The 16,232-nt window shown below is 38.6% G+C and carries 16 protein-coding genes; 13 read left to right on the top strand and 3 right to left on the bottom strand.

The genetic code is table 11. From position 1 onward, the window contains the following. Window positions 1-98: 98 nt before the first annotated feature. Window positions 99-1,592, bottom strand: coding sequence for a sulfurtransferase (locus ND811_RS11965; RefSeq protein ID WP_265352393.1), 1,494 nt, complete (start codon window positions 1,590-1,592; stop codon window positions 99-101). Window positions 1,593-1,969: 377 nt separating this feature from the next. Here ND811_RS11965 and acpP point away from each other — a divergent pair, with 377 nt between their 5' ends. Genes acpP through ND811_RS11935 form a run of 6 tightly spaced genes read left to right on the top strand, consistent with a single transcriptional unit; the run spans window position 1,970 to window position 6,147 of the window. Continuing rightward, window positions 1,970-2,203, top strand: coding sequence for an acyl carrier protein (gene acpP, locus ND811_RS11960; protein ID WP_002974954.1), 234 nt, complete (start codon window positions 1,970-1,972; stop codon window positions 2,201-2,203). A 53-nt stretch (window positions 2,204-2,256) separates the two neighbouring features. Beyond that, window positions 2,257-2,985, top strand: a complete 729-nt coding sequence (gene rnc / locus ND811_RS11955) for a ribonuclease III (protein ID WP_265352394.1) — start codon at window positions 2,257-2,259, stop codon at window positions 2,983-2,985. After that, window positions 2,982-3,446 (top strand): NUDIX domain-containing protein, encoded by a 465-nt coding sequence (locus ND811_RS11950; RefSeq protein ID WP_265352395.1) that lies wholly within the window; start codon window positions 2,982-2,984, stop codon window positions 3,444-3,446. The genes rnc and ND811_RS11950 overlap by 4 nt, the downstream gene beginning before the upstream one ends. Continuing rightward, window positions 3,443-4,534 (top strand): 3-dehydroquinate synthase, encoded by a 1,092-nt coding sequence (gene aroB / locus ND811_RS11945; RefSeq protein ID WP_265352396.1) that lies wholly within the window; start codon window positions 3,443-3,445, stop codon window positions 4,532-4,534. The genes ND811_RS11950 and aroB overlap by 4 nt, the downstream gene beginning before the upstream one ends. A gap of 1 nt (window position 4,535) precedes the next feature. Beyond that, entirely contained in the window at window positions 4,536-5,432 is an 897-nt protein-coding gene (locus tag ND811_RS11940; RefSeq protein ID WP_265352397.1) for a mechanosensitive ion channel family protein, read from the top strand. Then, a complete protein-coding gene (locus ND811_RS11935; RefSeq protein ID WP_265352398.1) occupies window positions 5,407-6,147 on the top strand; it encodes a toxin-antitoxin system YwqK family antitoxin in 741 nt (246 codons plus the stop codon). Before ND811_RS11940 ends, ND811_RS11935 begins: the two co-directional genes overlap by 26 nt. Window positions 6,148-6,151: 4 nt before the next feature. Here ND811_RS11935 and ND811_RS11930 read toward each other — a convergent pair whose 3' ends face one another. Both ND811_RS11930 and ND811_RS11925 read right to left on the bottom strand, forming a co-directional pair. Next, entirely contained in the window at window positions 6,152-7,171 is a 1,020-nt protein-coding gene (locus ND811_RS11930) for an LIC_10230 family protein (RefSeq protein WP_265352399.1), read from the bottom strand. A gap of 5 nt (window positions 7,172-7,176) precedes the next feature. Next, window positions 7,177-8,163: a hypothetical protein gene (locus ND811_RS11925; RefSeq protein WP_265352400.1), complete on the bottom strand. Its 987-nt coding sequence runs from the start codon at window positions 8,161-8,163 to the stop codon at window positions 7,177-7,179. Between the two features lie 60 nt (window positions 8,164-8,223). Between ND811_RS11925 and ND811_RS11920 the strand changes: the two genes are divergently transcribed. Genes ND811_RS11920 through mtaB form a run of 7 tightly spaced genes read left to right on the top strand, consistent with a single transcriptional unit; the run spans window position 8,224 to window position 16,184 of the window. Next, window positions 8,224-9,576 (top strand): ABC transporter permease, encoded by a 1,353-nt coding sequence (locus ND811_RS11920; RefSeq protein WP_265352401.1) that lies wholly within the window; start codon window positions 8,224-8,226, stop codon window positions 9,574-9,576. Then, window positions 9,569-10,264: an ABC transporter ATP-binding protein gene (locus ND811_RS11915; RefSeq protein WP_265352402.1), complete on the top strand. Its 696-nt coding sequence runs from the start codon at window positions 9,569-9,571 to the stop codon at window positions 10,262-10,264. The genes ND811_RS11920 and ND811_RS11915 overlap by 8 nt, the downstream gene beginning before the upstream one ends. A gap of 1 nt (window position 10,265) precedes the next feature. Further along, window positions 10,266-11,051, top strand: coding sequence for an ATP--guanido phosphotransferase (locus ND811_RS11910; protein ID WP_265352403.1), 786 nt, complete (start codon window positions 10,266-10,268; stop codon window positions 11,049-11,051). 60 nt (window positions 11,052-11,111) lie between these two features. Then, a complete protein-coding gene (locus ND811_RS11905; RefSeq protein ID WP_265352404.1) occupies window positions 11,112-13,661 on the top strand; it encodes an ATP-dependent Clp protease ATP-binding subunit in 2,550 nt (849 codons plus the stop codon). Window positions 13,662-13,687: 26 nt separating this feature from the next. Beyond that, window positions 13,688-14,122: a hypothetical protein gene (locus ND811_RS11900; protein WP_265352405.1), complete on the top strand. Its 435-nt coding sequence runs from the start codon at window positions 13,688-13,690 to the stop codon at window positions 14,120-14,122. Continuing rightward, the gene (locus ND811_RS11895; protein WP_265352406.1) at window positions 14,119-14,898 is read left to right on the top strand and encodes a tetratricopeptide repeat protein; all 780 of its coding nucleotides are present in this window, start codon (window positions 14,119-14,121) and stop codon (window positions 14,896-14,898) included. The genes ND811_RS11900 and ND811_RS11895 overlap by 4 nt, the downstream gene beginning before the upstream one ends. Then, complete coding sequence (gene mtaB / locus ND811_RS11890) at window positions 14,895-16,184, top strand: tRNA (N(6)-L-threonylcarbamoyladenosine(37)-C(2))-methylthiotransferase MtaB (protein WP_265352407.1); 1,290 nt, start codon at window positions 14,895-14,897, stop codon at window positions 16,182-16,184. The genes ND811_RS11895 and mtaB overlap by 4 nt, the downstream gene beginning before the upstream one ends. The last annotated feature ends 48 nt before the right edge of the window (window positions 16,185-16,232 follow it).

Genomic DNA, 16,232 nt, shown 5'->3' with positions numbered 1-16,232 from the left:
CTGTCAGACAAAAACATTTTTGCAAAGGGATTTTAAAAAGCAAAAAGAATGTCTCCCGGCAGATGCCAGGAGACGAAGTGTGCAAACTGGGAAAGAGATTAGTACTTATAAGCCTTATCTTCTTGAATGAATTTTTTTGTTGTGGTTGCCGTTAGATTGACATTGGGACGTACAACATGTGTAGCGTTGTTATACCATAGGAAGTTTGATACACTCGTGTTATCAGTTCTCCATTTAAAATCGGTTGGTATTTGGTTGATGGATGATGTTCCATGTCCTGCGACAAGTGCTGTCCATTCCACAAGAGAACCATCATAATACACTGTTGGGTATCCGAGAATATTCAAAGAGGCAAATCCATTGACTTGTGCTTCGAAATTGGTTCGGCATTGACTCACTATTGTAACTCCTGGCGTGTAAACAGCTCTTGTTGTATTAAACAGTGTTTTAAGTGCAGCTTTATCCAGATATTCATATCCATCTGCATTATCTTTTAGTAGATCAGACCAAGGAAATGTTTTTGAGGATTTGATACTTCCTTCGAAAGGCACAAAAGTTTGGTTCCCTGCTGATGCGGAAGGTGCACCGGACGATTGGTAGGAAGTTGTGATATAAGCTTGGCTTGCAGGATTCGCAACTAGTAAATTTCTCGGCACATTCAATCCATCTGCTGATCCATCATATTGAGTCGCTGGTCTTGCATCGATAATTTGTTGTTTAGCAGTGAGACCAGAGAGATTTGCATTTCCTCCAGTTTTTGCAATCTCATATATATCCTCAAGGCCCAAGGTAAGAACCGTATTATCGACTCGCAGTTGTTTTACGGAGAATCCACCGTTTCGTTCTAAGTTGATACCGGAACGACTTGTCGAAAGTGGGATTCCAGCACCAGTTGCTTTTTTGTTTAGGTTCCCATTGAGTATCGCGAGGTTTTTGATTTCAGCCCCCCAATAACGTAACCAATAAACGCCACGAGTGATATCTTGGACAGCACCGGCCCCTACAGCTTTGCCAGGATAGGCACCACCAGAAATTCCATTTCCAGTACCTACCGCAAATACAACTAAGTCTTTTGAGAGATTAATTCCAAAGGTTTTTAGCCAATCATCCACAAACTGACCATTTGCTTGGTAACGGACAGAGTTTGTAAATAAGCCGGTATCTCTTGTTTGGTTGAATCGAAAACCACCACTTGGTAAATCTGCCGGTTTATAATCGTCAAGTAAGTATACATAGACACCTTGACCAGGATTTTCTGCTACGTATGGGGAAGCAGCCCCGCCAGCAACACGATTCGCATCATCCGTTTGTAAGATGATGAGGTTTCCTGTGATATGACTTGGTTTGTTTGCGGGCCAATTTGTGACAAATCGAGCCAAGGTCTGCGGGGTGATGAGTCCCCAATTGTTCTGGTTGTAATCATCGGCCGATTCGTTCACCAGATCAGTGGCAGAATTGACTTTGATTTGGTTTGCGGCCAAGTAAAGCAGAGCGGCTAGTAAAGTGTTTTTGTCTTCTTTCTTTTCGACACAGGAAACCGAGAAGGAAAGTAGGAGGAAAGCAGTCAGTGTTTGGGTCCATTTTTGAATCATGGAGTGCTCCTTAATTTTTTTCTTAGGGCTGACTTTAGTGTTCCGGGTTAGGAAGGGAAGCTTGTTCTGTTATAATGGAATATAAATCTGCTAAAATGGATCAAAGGCTTGGAAATCGGACCAGGATTTTGGAAATTTCCTGGATGCAGGGCTCTTCTGTTCTCTTTTCTCAGCAAATCGAACGATTTCAAATCAGATTAATTCAGGTTAGGTGATGTTAGAATGATGTCAAAGGTTTCAAGAGGAAAATAATCTATTTAGACTTGCCAAAAATTTCGACAATTTCATTTTAAAAAAACGCTAGGCGTACATATATACCTAGCGGAAAACGATTTAACACTTGCCCCACTGATTAACAGTGGCCTGGAGGATATAAAATGGCAGATTTCGAAAAAATTAAGTCAATCATCGTAGAACAACTTGGCGTTGATGAATCAGAAGTTACACCTGAAGCTCACTTCATCAATGATCTTGGTGCTGACTCTCTTGATACAGTTGAACTAGTTATGGCTCTTGAAGAAGAGTTTGGTGTGGAAATTTCTGACGAAGACGCAGAAAAAATCCAAACCGTAGGCGATGTAATTAAATTCATCGATAAACTTAAGGGGTAATTCCCAATCCAAAAACCGGGTTCCCCGAATAGAGGAACCCGGATCTTTGTACCTTGTCCGACTCAATTCGTATCAAACTTCCTCAAGAAAGAATTTCCTCTCTCAAAGAACTTCAATCTCTAACAAAAACACAGTTTAACAACATATCCCTTCTCCACCTAGCATTTGTTCACAGGTCATTCGCAAACGAAGACTCTGATCGTTACCTTTCAGATAACGAACGATTGGAATTTTTAGGAGATTCGGTTCTCGGCATCTTAGCTGCTGAATTTTTATACCAGTCACTTCCTAAAGGAAAAGAAGGCAAACTTGCCAGATTAAAAAGTAAAATGGTTTCTGCACCGGCCATAGCGAAGTTAGCAAGATCCTACAGGTTTCCTGAATTTTTATTACTCGGCAAAGGAGAAAAAGAAAAAGGCGAATCCAATACGAATCTCCAAGCAGACTGTTTTGAGGCCTTTCTTGGTGCCCTTTACTTGGACCAAGGCCTTGAGAGCTGCCGTAAGTTCCTGAACCCTCATTTTCAGATCATGGAAAAGGGAGTGGAGGATGCAGAAGAAACGAAAGATTATAAAACCATTTTACAAGAATTTTGCCAAAAGAAATGGAAAAAATTACCCGAATATTCTGTTATGAAAGAAGAGGGTCCTGACCACGATAAAGAGTTTCTTGTTTCTGTGATTTGTGAAAATCACTTCCGAGCGACTGGGGATGGAAAAAATAAACGCCGTGCAGAGCAGATGGCTGCCAAGTCTGCCCTACGTTTTTTAAAAATACTATGATCGATTTTTTATTAAAATCCAAATCGATGCGAGTTCGCGTCGCAGCACTCATCCAAGATCCCAAGGGAAAAATATTGTTTGTCCAACAGCAAAAAAAACAATCTGGGTATTGGCTCCTTCCCGGTGGAGGGATTGAATTTGGTGAATCAGGAGAGGATGCACTCAAACGAGAACTAAACGAAGAGTTGTCTCTGGAAGTGAGCCAAATGGATTTTTTATTTTTAAACGAATCGATTGATCCAGATAAAAAACGCCATTTGATCCAAATTGTTTTTTTAACTAAAGTAAAAGATTTGTTACCCATTTTAAATCCAAAAGAAAAAGCCATATCTGGATTTGGTTACTTTACTACAAAAGAAATATTATCTATGGACATTCGTCCGGATATTAAACATTACTTCCGGGCTAAAAGTACAAATAAACCTCGATATATTTCAAGCCCGTGGGTGAATGAACCATGAAGTTATCAGAACGTGAAATCATTGGGCATGGGTTTCGTTACCCAATTGAATTACACGAAGACTTCCAAGGTCTGTCCGAAAAATTAAATTCGCTTCCGAAAGTTTCTAAGATTTATGTTCTAACGAGCAGAGAAATTGCCGGAATTTACGAAAAATATATTACTAAAGAACTAAATTCCTTAAATGTTCCTTTTACCTATATCTATTTAAAACCGGGAGAAAAGAACAAACACATTGACCGTGTGAAGAAGGTTTATAACCAACTGATTGAAACCGATGCAGACAGAAAGTCTGTTGTCATCGCATTTGGTGGTGGAGTGGTAGGAGATTTCGCGGGATTTATTGCTGCCACCTACCAAAGGGGAGTCCGTTTTGTACAAGTCCCAACAACTCTTCTCGCCTGTGTAGATTCTTCTGTGGGAGGAAAAGTCGCAGTCAATGTAGATTCAGGAAAAAACATGGTAGGTGCTTTTTACCAACCAGAGTTTGTATTTGCTCCTCTTTTTACACTATCTACGTTACCAGAAAAGGAATGGAGTTGTGGCCTTGCTGAAATTGCAAAACATGCATTTCTTGATGGTGGTGATTTTTTAAATAAAATAGCCGAATCGAAACGAGTAGATTTTACAGCAAAATCAACAATCCTTCGTTATGCGATTGAAGAATCTGTGCGAGTTAAATCAGGTATTGTCGCACAAGATGAAAAAGAGTCTGGACTTAGGGCAGTTTTGAATTTAGGCCATACAACTGGACATGCGATTGAATCCTTAACACAATACAAAAAATATTCTCATGGGGAAGCAGTGGCGGTTGGTCTTGTGACTGCTTTACTATTGTCTTGTGAGTTAGTTGGTTTTTCAGAATCAAATTTTCAAAAAGCAATTACTTTGATGAAACAACTGAAACTACCAACTCGTTTAGAAGAAAAACCAGAAGAGATTTTAAAACATATGGAACATGATAAAAAAAAGGAAGGTTCTTCTTTGAAATTTGTTCTATTAGAAGATTTTGGGAAACCAAAATTCGGAGTTTCTGTTGAACGAAAAACAATTTTGGAAATTCTAAAACGTCAGAAAGGAAAGTTATAGAATGGGTGGAGGAAGTCTAAAAGAGTTCTACTTGGATTTGAATCCATTAACTTTGTTACGAAGTTCGAACCGCGATGTTGCAGAAACCATGATCCTATTCGCGTACTTGGTTGTTTTTGCCATATTTTCTTATAAAATTACAATGATTCTTGTTGAGAGAATCAAACCTGCTCCAGATGCCGTTCATGAATACAATCGCCGTAAAGTGGCTCGGATGGGGTTTCTTTTGGTTTTTGGAATCGCCTATTTACCATTAATTTTTTCCAGTTTATCGTTACTCCCTACGGTTCTTGGTCTTGCTGGTGCGGGGATTGTGATTTCACTGAAAGAGGTTTGGCTCAATATGGTGGGTTGGTTTATGATCATGGGAGCCAACGGATTTAAGGTTGGCGACCGAATCGAAATCGATAACATCAAAGGTGATGTAGTCAATATTGGTTTTTTTAAATTTACATTACTTGAAATTGCAGCAGATCCTAGATTTGAGCAATCCACAAACAGACTCATTCATTTCCCCAATTACAATATAGTTCTTAATCGGTTTTTTATCGTATCGGAAACTATGGATTTTGTTTGGGATGAATTTCGTATTTTTTTGGAACTCAACTCTAATTGGGAAAAAGCAGAAAAAATATGTTCTCAAATCTTACACGAAGAATTAGTTTTGGCACCTGAATTAGTAGAGTCTAAAATTCGCGAGATGTCAAAAAACTATCTTGTGAGACTTGGCAAAACCACTCCTATTGTATATACTTCCTTAGAACCGGAAGGAATTATTTTAATGTGTTTGAGATATTTAACGCCTATTAGGTCAAAGCGTTTAAATCGAATCCTAATTTCCAAAGAAATACTGACAAAGTTCAAAAATGAAAATGACATCCACATCCACACCCGTTAAAGATAATTCCATTTGGATTTTTATATCCTTACTTTTTTTAGTTTTTTTATCCAGTGTAGTTTTTGGGCCCTGTAAAGGTGGTACAACAATACCAAAATCAATTCCTAAAGACGCAGTTTATAATAAAAAGACAAATTACTACAGTTATACTAGCGAAGGTATTAATCGCGAGTGGTTTGAGAATGGAAACCTAATTACCGAGTTTCCTGTGAATGCATTCGGTCAACCTGATGGTTACAGCAAAAAATTAAACTATCTGACCGGAATCACCATTATGGAAGGTCGGTTTGTAAATGGGGATCGAGACGGACTTTGGAAGTTTTATTTTTCTGATGGTAAAATCTATATTGAACAAAACTACAAAGCTGGGAATCGGAAAAAACAACTCTGGATCCAAACGGCTGAACTTGGAAATGAAACAGGATCTTATCATCGTTACTTTCGCAGTGGTCGGTTAAACGAAAAAGGCTTTTTCGACGGTGGACTCCGTACTGGGGACTGGGTGCGTTATTATCCAGATACCAAAGTCGAAGAAAAGGGAAGTTATTCCAATGATAAGAAGGTCGGTGAGTGGTTTTATTATTACCCTACAGGAACCAAAGAAGCTTCTGAAGTTTATACCGAAAACGGAGAATTGATTTCTCGTTCAACATACTATCCTAATGGAAATGTTTGGTGTTTGGTAAACAAAGGAAAAGAACCTGAGTGCCATTAGGCACTCAAAATTCCGTAGCTTTTCCGAAAAGACCCAAGTGGTTTTGAATCAGGTCAATATTGAAGAGTAACAGACTAAATAGAAAAGTTACAAACAGAACAATTAAAACAGTGCTAAACGCTGCAAAGAAACTGTTTCGAAGAAATCTAAATTGTAAATAAGCAAAACTAACAGCAAGATCCTTCCAATTACTATTATTTGGTTCTCCTCCCGCTTTTTTGTAGTTGAAGATATAAAACAAAGACAACATTCCCAGTAAAAAGAATATAAAATAACTAAATTCAGTTACGTAATGTTTTTGTAAAAGAAAGAGAGGAATGTAAATTAAATTCCCAATCAAAATTCCTATTAAGATGATGATTGCTACATGAATAATAGGGGCAAAAATCGAACCTGTTTTGGTATTACTCGGTGATCTACCTTCCTCTTCCAAGGAAGATGAGAATTGCAGAGATTGAAATCCTTCTGCTAGTTCCTTATTCTTTAGAATCAAACGATAGGAAAAAATGCTGACTACATAAGTGAACGCTAAAAAGGAAAAATAAAAGTAGGAAAGTATTTCCTGTTGTAACATTAAGTTTAGTTGGAAAAAAACTTTTGGTGCTAAGGCAAAAAAAGTGACCGGATAAAAAACGTTTGCTAATGCTTTATGAAACCAAACCCGGTAAGCATAAGAAGCTGCTGTGGAAAAAGTTAGTAAGAGATAAAACAAATATAGTCCAAGGAGTAACTTTTGTCCTACAAGAACCCTTTTGATATTTTCTTTTGTTTCTTCTGGTTCTGTATCAACAGGGAGTACTCTCGATTCTAACTCTACTAAAAAAGATTCCAAATAAGAAATTCGGTTTAGAACTCCATTCTCAGAAATCACTTTAGGCTTCATGGATTCTGCTGCCTGTTCCGAAGTTTCGGAAGATATGTAATCAGGAAATTGTACCGAATAATCAACAAACAGGCCGTGAATGATGATGAGTGCAATAAATATAGGTGTGATGATAGGAAGGTTTTTTTTTATTTTTTTCATAGAGATTATAAGATTACAAAAATAGTCATCATACCAATGGCAAGAACTACTAACATGATTATGTACGGCATCAAATGAAAACTTTCATCTGCGGAAATTGCAGGACTCTGTTTTGATTTTGATACGGCCACTGTTGGCGACGCAACAGAATTCATAATGTTGGCAGCCCCTTGTTGGCTGTCAGTTGTTTTGATTTTTACAGAGTTTTCTTCTTCGATGATCTTTCCGTAAATTTGTTCATTGATTTTGATGACTACTTCCGAAAAATTCTTGTTATTCGAAATATTGACTATTTTAGCAGGGATTTGTTTGATCGCGCCAGAGTCTTCTTTTAGTTCTAAAGTGTTAATGATAGAATCTGTGACTGCATCTCCTGGTACCAAACGAATGTAAACATTGTCGCCTGCTTTCAGTTCTACAAGTGGTGTTCCATTGACGGGAGATAGTTGGAATTTGAATTGAACAATTTGTTTGTCTGCAGGGATTAAAAATCCAGAAGCCTGCGGGACGGGTGTCGGAGGAGGTGCTTCTTTTTTCGCAATTTCTTCCTCATCCACAGTGGTTTTGGTCATTTCACTTGGATCAATCAGTTCAAAGTGGATTTCGACTTTGGGTTCCGAGTTTCCTGAAGTTCTTTTGTGAATTTCACTAAAAACAAAGTTTAACCTGTCTGTTAGGTTGTGATCCATATAGTGAAGGATCTCTTCTAAAAAACTTTCCGAACCAAATTTGGTTTTGATGAGCTCCTGGAGCGATTTGGTGATATTTTTCTGTTGTTCCCCTTTGTAGATCACCCTCTGCATACGGTTATAAAAGTCCTGAAATGTAGACCGAACTGGCAAAAGGGATAATGGGCTTGTGCACGAGACTCCCTCAAACTTCACCGATTTGGTTTCAACCGGGTCAATGACAGCAGCAATCATGGTGTAAACCATATTGGCTTCGTCTCGAAGGTTTACTTTGACAGAATAATAGTTTGGTGTCTCAGGCATAAGGTTCTTTTTTGACAGTATCCATCTTTAGAAGAAAGCTGTCAAAAAGATTAGGTCATCATGGGAATTGTCTCTTTAATCACAATCCGTTACATCCGAGGGTCCAGAGTACTAGGATTCCTCTCTATCAAATCCAGGCTGTCGTTCATTGTTATGGCGGTCGGAGTGGGACTTCTTGTCGTCGTTCTCTCCATTTTCAACGGATTCCAAAAACAAGTAAAAGAATCTCTCTGGCAAGGGGGACCTCATATCACGGTTGAGAACTCTTATGGGTCTGGGGCCATCTATGATTATGAAAAAGTCATCACTCATCTAAAGTCAGATCCGAAACTGGCTGAATCGTTTGTTTCTGTGGAAGGAAACATAACGAGTCATGGACTCATTCAAAGTAATAACAACTTTAACCCCATTATGATTCGTGCAGTCCCTGTCGATTCCATAGAAAAATTGGTGGAGAATGGGTTACCGAATTTCCCTCGGATTTTGCAATACGACCGCGATAAAATCCAAGCCATCAATACCGAAAAGCTGGTAGTTGTGGGAAAGGAAATGAGTGCCATTTATGGGTATGGGCTTGGCCGAGAGATTACAATGGCTGTCCCTGGAGGTAGGTTTACCGTAGAACGTGGGGTTCAAGTCAATGTACAAACTTTTCGTTTAGTGGGGCTTTTTAAAACGGGATATTATAATTATGATTCTAAGTTTGCGTTTTTGTCTCTCCCGCAAGCACAAGAATTTTTTAAAATGAAAGGGGCAGTCAATCAAGTTGCGATTAAAGTTCGTTCTCTTGATGATTTAAAGGTCACCAAACAAAGAATCTTATCTCGGTTAAACGAAGATAATTGGAATCAAAAAATCCAAGATGAAACTTCCTTTTCGGTAAGAACCATTGCAGAAGAACAGGAAAACTTTTTAGCGGCACTACGACTTGAAAAAACAATCATCTCCATTATAGTGTTTCTATTTATCGTTCTTGCAGCACTTGGAATGGTTGCGACAGTCCATTCTCTCATTCGTGCGAAACGTAGATCCATTGGAACTTTGAAAGCTCTTGGGCTTGCATCCAATGATATCCTTTTGATTTTTACGTTGAATGCAATGATTGTTGGAATTTTGTCATCGCTTGTAGGTGGGATGACTGGAATTTTTATCGCAACAAAATTAGAAGTCATCATCAATATCATTTCTGAGATCATTAATGGAATTGGTGGTTTACTGAATCCCGGAGATTGGGATCCAGTGGAACTTGTGCCAAAAGATATTTATTACTTCGATCATATCCCTGTGGATATCGATATATCTTTTATTTTTATGGTAACAACTGCCGCAACCATCCTTTCTGGACTTGCTGGTTATTTCCCGGCACGTATGGCGGCCAATTTAAACCCAGTGGATACAATAAGAAATGACTAATATGAATTCAAAACCAACTGTTTCTGTTCGCAAGTTAGAAAAATACTATCAGGTTGTGGACAAAAAGTACCATATTATTTCTGGACTCGATTTCGAAGTTTTGCCTGGAGAAATTGTATCTGTCGAAGGAGCGTCCGGAGTTGGAAAATCCACACTTCTTAATATCCTTGGAGCGATGGATTCGTTTGACGACGGTGAGGTGGAAGTTTGCGGTGTTTCATTAAAAAACTTAAATGAAAAGCAAAGAGAAAGTTTTCGCGCTGAAAAAATATCTTTTATCTTCCAGCAACATCTTTTATTACCAGATTTTACTGCTTTAGAAAACGTAATGATGCCGCTTCTCATTGCAAGAATGAATCCAAGTTTGGCAAAACAACAAGCAACTGAGATTTTAAAAAAGGTGGGTCTTGGTGAAAGGACAGAAAGTTTTCCCTCACAACTCTCTGGTGGAGAAAGTGCAAGGGTTGGTGTGGCAAGGGCACTTGTGGGACGAAGGCAACTAATTTTGGCAGATGAACCCACTGGGAACTTGGACAGGGATAACTCGCGTCATTTGATGGATCTTATCAAAGAACTACAAAATGAATTTAAATTTTCTTTAATTTTGGTAACTCACGACTTGGAGCTTGCCTCTATGGCACACAAACGGAATCGAATTGTTTCCGGGCAACTAACTTCCGTTATTTAAAATGGTATTTTGTCGTTTTTGCGGAACCAAAGAAATTCAGTTTCGTAAAAGCGGCAAATTTGGTTGTGGTTATTGTGTTCAAGTTTTTGAATATCCTAAATTTACAAAAACCCAAATCATTCCGAAAAATCGAATTGACGTTCTAGAAAAATTTGTAAAAGAGAATTCTCGATTCCTAACCATATTATCTTTTAGAACACGTATTACCAGAAACATAAAATCAAATCGGTTTCCTTTTTATGATTCCTTGTTTGATAAATCCAAGCAGTTGTTAGTTGAAAATGAAATGGAGTATTGGTTGTATCCAAATGGACTTTATCCACCAAATACTCTCAGTGAGAATTTTGAAGAGAGGATGGGCTTTTATTTGGGCTCAGAGGACCATATTCGTTGGGAAAAAATTTCATTTCCTTATCCGTTGGGTGGGAATGATGGCTCCTCTCTAACAGAAAAAAAAACAAAACACAAAATCTTTCGTTTTTTACTTTTGAAAGAGAATTGGGCTGAATTTGCAGAGATTGGGTATATTTCCTCATGTCCGACCAATTTAGGGGCAGGGCGAAGGGATTCGGTTCTTGTCAGTGTGGATTCGGTAGTGAGTCCGAAGTTTTTTTCAATTTTACAAACATTAACTGAATTTGGTATAGAATTTGCTCCTTCCTCCGATCATAGTTTTAGGAAGATCGGAAAAAACCCGGTTCTTGTCGTAAAAATCTCGTGGAAGAACGCTAGGGCGGTCCAAAAACGTCAGTTTTACAAAATTCTTGGTTTACGAGGCTCCCTTTAAACCGGTACGGTCATGATGGGAACGAGGACGTTCGTCTAATTAACAAAGGCAGGGTGCGGCATGTTGGAATTCACCAAAAGAGCAAAGAGAGTCATCAACGAAATCGCCCAAGATGAGGCTAAACGTTTAGGCTCCGATTTTATCGGTCCTGAACACATTCTACTTGGGCTTCTCCGGGAGGAGGACTCTGTCGCGATTAAGATTCTAACGAATCTAAACATCAATTTGAACGAACTCCGTAAAGAAGTCGAAAAGAGAACTCGTGAGGGTTCCGGTGCCTTGTTATTGGATGTAAGCCAAGGGCAAGACAAATACCAAAAGATGATCGAAGTTTCTAAAGAGGAAGCAAAACGCCTCAAACATAACTATGTAGGGACAGAACACATCCTCTTGGCATTACTTCGCGATAATAATAATATTGCGGGCGGATCGTTATCATCTTTCAGCGTAAATTATAACGTCATTAAATCTGAGATTTTACGACTCCTCGGAGCACCACCTTCAGGTGCAGTAGGAGCTGGTGCAACCGGGACGCAAAGCACACAAGGCCAAACGCAAACCGCAGCTCCAAGACAAGAAAAAAGTAAAACCCCTATTTTGGATGAATTTGCGAGAGACCTAACGCAACTTGCGAGGGAGAAAAAACTGGATCCTGTTATTGGCCGTTCCAAAGAAATCGAACGAGTCATTCAGATCCTTTCTCGTAAAACGAAAAACAATCCTGTTCTCGTCGGAGAATCGGGTGTGGGTAAAACGGCCATCGTAGAAGGTCTCGCACAAGCCGTGATTGAAAAGTTGGTTCCAGATTTACTTTTCGATAAACGAGTGTTATCTCTTGATTTGGCAAGTCTTATTGCGGGAACCAAATACCGTGGTGAGTTTGAAGAACGATTGAAAAAAATTATGAAAGAAATCGTTACTTCACAAAACATAATCATCTTTATTGATGAGTTGCATACACTCATTGGAGCAGGGGCCGCAGAAGGAGCAGTGGATGCAGCAAACATCTTAAAACCTGCACTTGCGCGCGGGGAATTACAATGTATTGGTGCTACAACTAATAACGAATACCGTAAATACATCGAAAAAGATTCTGCTTTGGAAAGACGATTCCAAATGGTAAAGGTGCTCGAACCTTCCGTAGATGATGCGGTTCTTATTTTAGATGGTTTGAAAAAAGCATACGAAGCTCACCATAAGGTTCGTTATACGGAAAAAGCCATAGAACAAGCTGTAAAACTCTCTCACCGTTATATTAACGATCGATTTTTACCAGACAAAGCCATCGATATCATTGATGAGGCAGGAGCAAAGGCACGTCTTGCTAATTGCCAACGTCCTAATGAAATCAAAGAAATCGAAGAAGAGATCAAAGCTCTTTCTGTTAAAAAAGAAGATTTGGTTCGTAGCCAAGAGTATGAAAAGGCAGCAGCAGTTCGCGATGAAGTGAATCGTAAAAAAGGTCAATTGGAAGAAAAAACTAAACAATGGCAAGAACGAATGGAAGGATATGCTGTTTCGATAGAAGAAGAAGATATCCTATCTGTTGTTAGTCTCTGGACAGGGATTCCTTTGAAAAAAATGGAAGAGTCCGAGAACACAAAACTTCTCAACTTGGAACAAGACATCAAGTCGCGTATTGTGGGTCAAACGGATGCTATTGAAAAAGTAGCTAGAGCGGTCAGACGTTCGCGCACAGGTCTCAAAAGTGAAAAACGCCCGACGGGATCGTTTATTTTTCTTGGACCAACAGGTGTGGGAAAAACAGAACTGGCAAAGGCACTCGCAGAACAACTGTTTGGATCGGAAGACAATATGCTTCGTATCGATATGTCGGAATATATGGAACCCCATGCAGTTTCAAGACTCATCGGAGCTCCTCCCGGTTATGTAGGATATGATGATGGTGGCCAACTCACTGAATTTGTGAGAAGAAAACCATATAGTTTGGTCCTTCTGGATGAAATCGAAAAAGCTCACCATGACTTATTTAATATCTTACTTCAAATTATGGAAGAAGGGAACTTAACCGACACAAAAGGTCGTAAGGTAAACTTCCGAGATACGATCATCATCATGACTTCAAACATCGCAGCGAAAGAAATTTCGAAAGGCGGTCGATTGGGGTTTGAAGATTTCGCTGAAGAAAGAGAGACTTACAAAGCAGAACAAGCTCGCGAACAGTTGAAAAAACATTTTAACCCAGAATTCCTCAACCGTGTGGACGAGGTGGTTTACTTTGCTCCTCTGAAAAAAGAAGAAATCGTAAACATTGTGGATATCATGTTAAAAGATTTTAACAAACGTTTAACTGAGAAGAAAGTGCTTGTAGAACTTTCTCTTCCTGCAAAAGAACATTTTGCAACCATTGGATATGACCAAAACTATGGAGCACGTCCACTTCGACGTGTGTTCCAAAGAGAATTGGAAGATTATATGGCAGTGCAGTCTTTGAAAGGTGTTTATGATAACCCAACAAAAATCTATGTGGACTTTGTTGAAGGAAAACTTGTGTATTCGGAAACTCCTTGGTCCGATTATAAAGAAGTTCCCAAAAAAGATGATGGATCTTCCCCAAGTGCTGAGGAAAAAGATTTGGCTCTCGTTTAGAGAGCCTTTCGGAGAGGCGAACGGTAATGGCTATCCTCATTCCCCTCGTCTTTCTGTTTTCTTATTTTTTCATTCGAAAAGTATGGTTCCAGCTCCGAAAAATTCGGACTGTTGGAACCATCGAGCGAATTGAATTAGGTTATATTCGTCCCAACTTAATTCTCCCTGAAGTAAAAGTTTTCTATAAATACTATTTCCAATCGGGATTGTACTTTGGTTCCGGGTATCTAAACCTATCCGATTTTCTCACAACTGAGGAATTTCACCTCCATTTAGGACCTGGTGAAATTCCTATTTTATATACCAAAGATTCAGAAATCATCACCGAAGAACATATTGAACATTACTTGCTTTCCAAAGGGGGCAGTGTTTTCCTATACCTGGACCCCATCGAACCCTACCATTCCAGGATTGATTCGGTTAATTTGAATTCCATTACTGTTCCTTCGGACCTTTTATGAAACATTTGATTTACGCTACATTCGTTGTTTGTCTACTCGTTACGTCTCTCTATTCTCAAGAAAAAGAACAAGTTGGTTCTGCCTACTTCCAAGCAGTAGACGAATACAAGGTAAAGAATTATAATAAATCTATCGAGCTTGTAAAGAGTCTACTTGCTGACGGAAAAACTTCTTACGAATTTTATGCTTTACTCGCGTTTAACTATGATAAGTTAAACGACTTTGAAAATTCATATAAAAACATGTTGGAAGCAAGAAAACGAAAAGCCGACGATGAGGATCTTTTATTAGCAAGTCTTGCGATATTAACACGCCATAAAAAATGGAAACCAGCCATTGAACTTGCGGAAAAAACCATTCCTTTGTATCCACAAAATCCTGAAGTAAGATATTATTATGCGCTAGCCCTTTCTGAAAAAGGTGCTTCCAAAACAGCTCTTTCTCAAATTGAAAAAGCAAAGGCTGGAAGCCCAAATGATTTTCGAATGTTGGCGTTGGAAGGGAAAATTTATTATAATTTAAAAAATTATGATAAAGCGGATGTTAGTTTAAGATGGGCCTCTTCTTTAAATCAGAATTCTGCTGAAATTTGGAATAACTTGGCTCTTGTTCAAGAGTCATTATACAAAACAAATAAAAAAATAGGTAAAAAATCGCAAGCAAACACCTATTTGGCGGAAGCTAAAGAATGTATTCAAAAAGCCTCTAATTTAAATGGCGAAAGTAATACCATTAAAGAAAACTCTAAACGGATTGTGACACTCAACGACTTGTGAAAATTAAGTTCCATACACTTGGCTGTCGGTTGAATTTTTTTGAAACCGATGGTATGTATTCTGTTCTAAAAGACAAAGGATTCTCTCTTGCGGAAGCCCAGGAAGAGGCTCAGTACATTGTTATAAATACTTGTACTGTGACCAATAAAGCCGATGTAAAAAACAGAAATATCATTCGAAATGCTATCCGCACAAATCCTGGTGCCAAAGTTTATGTAACTGGTTGTTATGCGGAAACTGACAAAGAAATTTTACTCAATATACCAGGTGTTTTTGGTGTTTTTGGTAATACGGAAAAAAGTTCTCTTCCATATAAAATCTTAGAAGATTGGGAAGGAAAAGAAGTTTATCCATCAAAAGTACTGGATCGATTTTCTTATTCTGATGTACTTCCGGAAGGTCACACTCGTGCCTATTTAAAAATTCAAGATGGATGTAACAGGAAGTGTTCCTATTGTAAAATCCCGGCCGCTCGTGGTCTTGGTGTCAGTAGAAATTATAGCGATATTTTAGATCAGGTTAGATACCTTCAAGACAATGGAGTCGGTGAAATTCAATTAACTGGAGTTAATTTGGGTTGGTATCGATTAGAGAGCGGAGAAAAGGGTTTTTTAAATCTATTGGAAGATATTTTAAAAAATTTAGAATATTCTCGCATTCGACTTTCTTCTATTGAGCCACCAGACGTAGGATCAGGTTTACTGGATCTAATGAAACATCCTAGGTTCTGTAAATTTTTGCATGTCCCAATCCAAAGTGGAAGCCGAAAGGTTTTAAAAGATATGCGAAGAACTTACCATCCTGATGCATTTCGAACAAGAATTGAACTCGCAAAAGAAAAACTCCCAGGTTTATTCCTTGGAACCGATGTCATTGTAGGATTTCCATCAGAAACTGAGTATGAATTTTTGGAAACTAAGCAATTGTTAGTGGAGCTTGGATTTGCGAAATTACACGTATTCCCTTATTCTGTTCGTAAAGGGACAACTGCCGAATCATTCGGAGATCCCATCCCGGGTGATGAAAAAAAACGCAGAGTGCTTGATTTAATGTCTCTCAGTTCTGAATTACATACTAAGTACGCGGAGACTGTGATTGGAAAATCATACGAAGCCATTCTTGAGAGTGACGGTCGATTTGTGACTGATAACTATTTAAAGGGTAGAATCAGCGATCCTTTCCGATTTGATACTTTACAAACTGGACAATTTGTAGATGTTAGGTGCCTGGAATATAAACCTTCTAAAGATAAAGAAGGTGAGTTCGTTTTTGGATTGGCACTTTAAAATCTATTAGAAAAAGAATTCCCAAAAACTATCAAATAGTTACGATTG

The sequence above is a fragment of the Leptospira soteropolitanensis genome, assembly GCF_026151655.1.
GTDB lineage: Bacteria > Spirochaetota > Leptospiria > Leptospirales > Leptospiraceae > Leptospira_A > Leptospira_A soteropolitanensis.
The sequence above is the reverse complement of the archived record's forward strand: the minus strand, read 5'-3'. Positions and strand labels throughout refer to the sequence as shown.

Coding starts and splice junctions, on each gene's coding strand:
- ND811_RS11910 (WP_265352403.1), top strand. CDS start 10,266: ATGGTATTTTGTCGTTTTTGCGGAACCAAAGAAATTCAGTTTCGTAAA.
- ND811_RS11935 (WP_265352398.1), top strand. CDS start 5,407: ATGACATCCACATCCACACCCGTTAAAGATAATTCCATTTGGATTTTT.
- ND811_RS11895 (WP_265352406.1), top strand. CDS start 14,119: ATGAAACATTTGATTTACGCTACATTCGTTGTTTGTCTACTCGTTACG.
- ND811_RS11925 (WP_265352400.1), bottom strand. CDS start 8,163: ATGCCTGAGACACCAAACTATTATTCTGTCAAAGTAAACCTTCGAGAC.
- ND811_RS11965 (WP_265352393.1), bottom strand. CDS start 1,592: ATGATTCAAAAATGGACCCAAACACTGACTGCTTTCCTCCTACTTTCC.
- ND811_RS11915 (WP_265352402.1), top strand. CDS start 9,569: ATGACTAATATGAATTCAAAACCAACTGTTTCTGTTCGCAAGTTAGAA.
- ND811_RS11920 (WP_265352401.1), top strand. CDS start 8,224: ATGGGAATTGTCTCTTTAATCACAATCCGTTACATCCGAGGGTCCAGA.
- ND811_RS11950 (WP_265352395.1), top strand. CDS start 2,982: ATGATCGATTTTTTATTAAAATCCAAATCGATGCGAGTTCGCGTCGCA.
- ND811_RS11930 (WP_265352399.1), bottom strand. CDS start 7,171: ATGAAAAAAATAAAAAAAAACCTTCCTATCATCACACCTATATTTATT.
- ND811_RS11940 (WP_265352397.1), top strand. CDS start 4,536: ATGGGTGGAGGAAGTCTAAAAGAGTTCTACTTGGATTTGAATCCATTA.
- ND811_RS11900 (WP_265352405.1), top strand. CDS start 13,688: ATGGCTATCCTCATTCCCCTCGTCTTTCTGTTTTCTTATTTTTTCATT.
- acpP (WP_002974954.1), top strand. CDS start 1,970: ATGGCAGATTTCGAAAAAATTAAGTCAATCATCGTAGAACAACTTGGC.
- aroB (WP_265352396.1), top strand. CDS start 3,443: ATGAAGTTATCAGAACGTGAAATCATTGGGCATGGGTTTCGTTACCCA.
- ND811_RS11905 (WP_265352404.1), top strand. CDS start 11,112: ATGTTGGAATTCACCAAAAGAGCAAAGAGAGTCATCAACGAAATCGCC.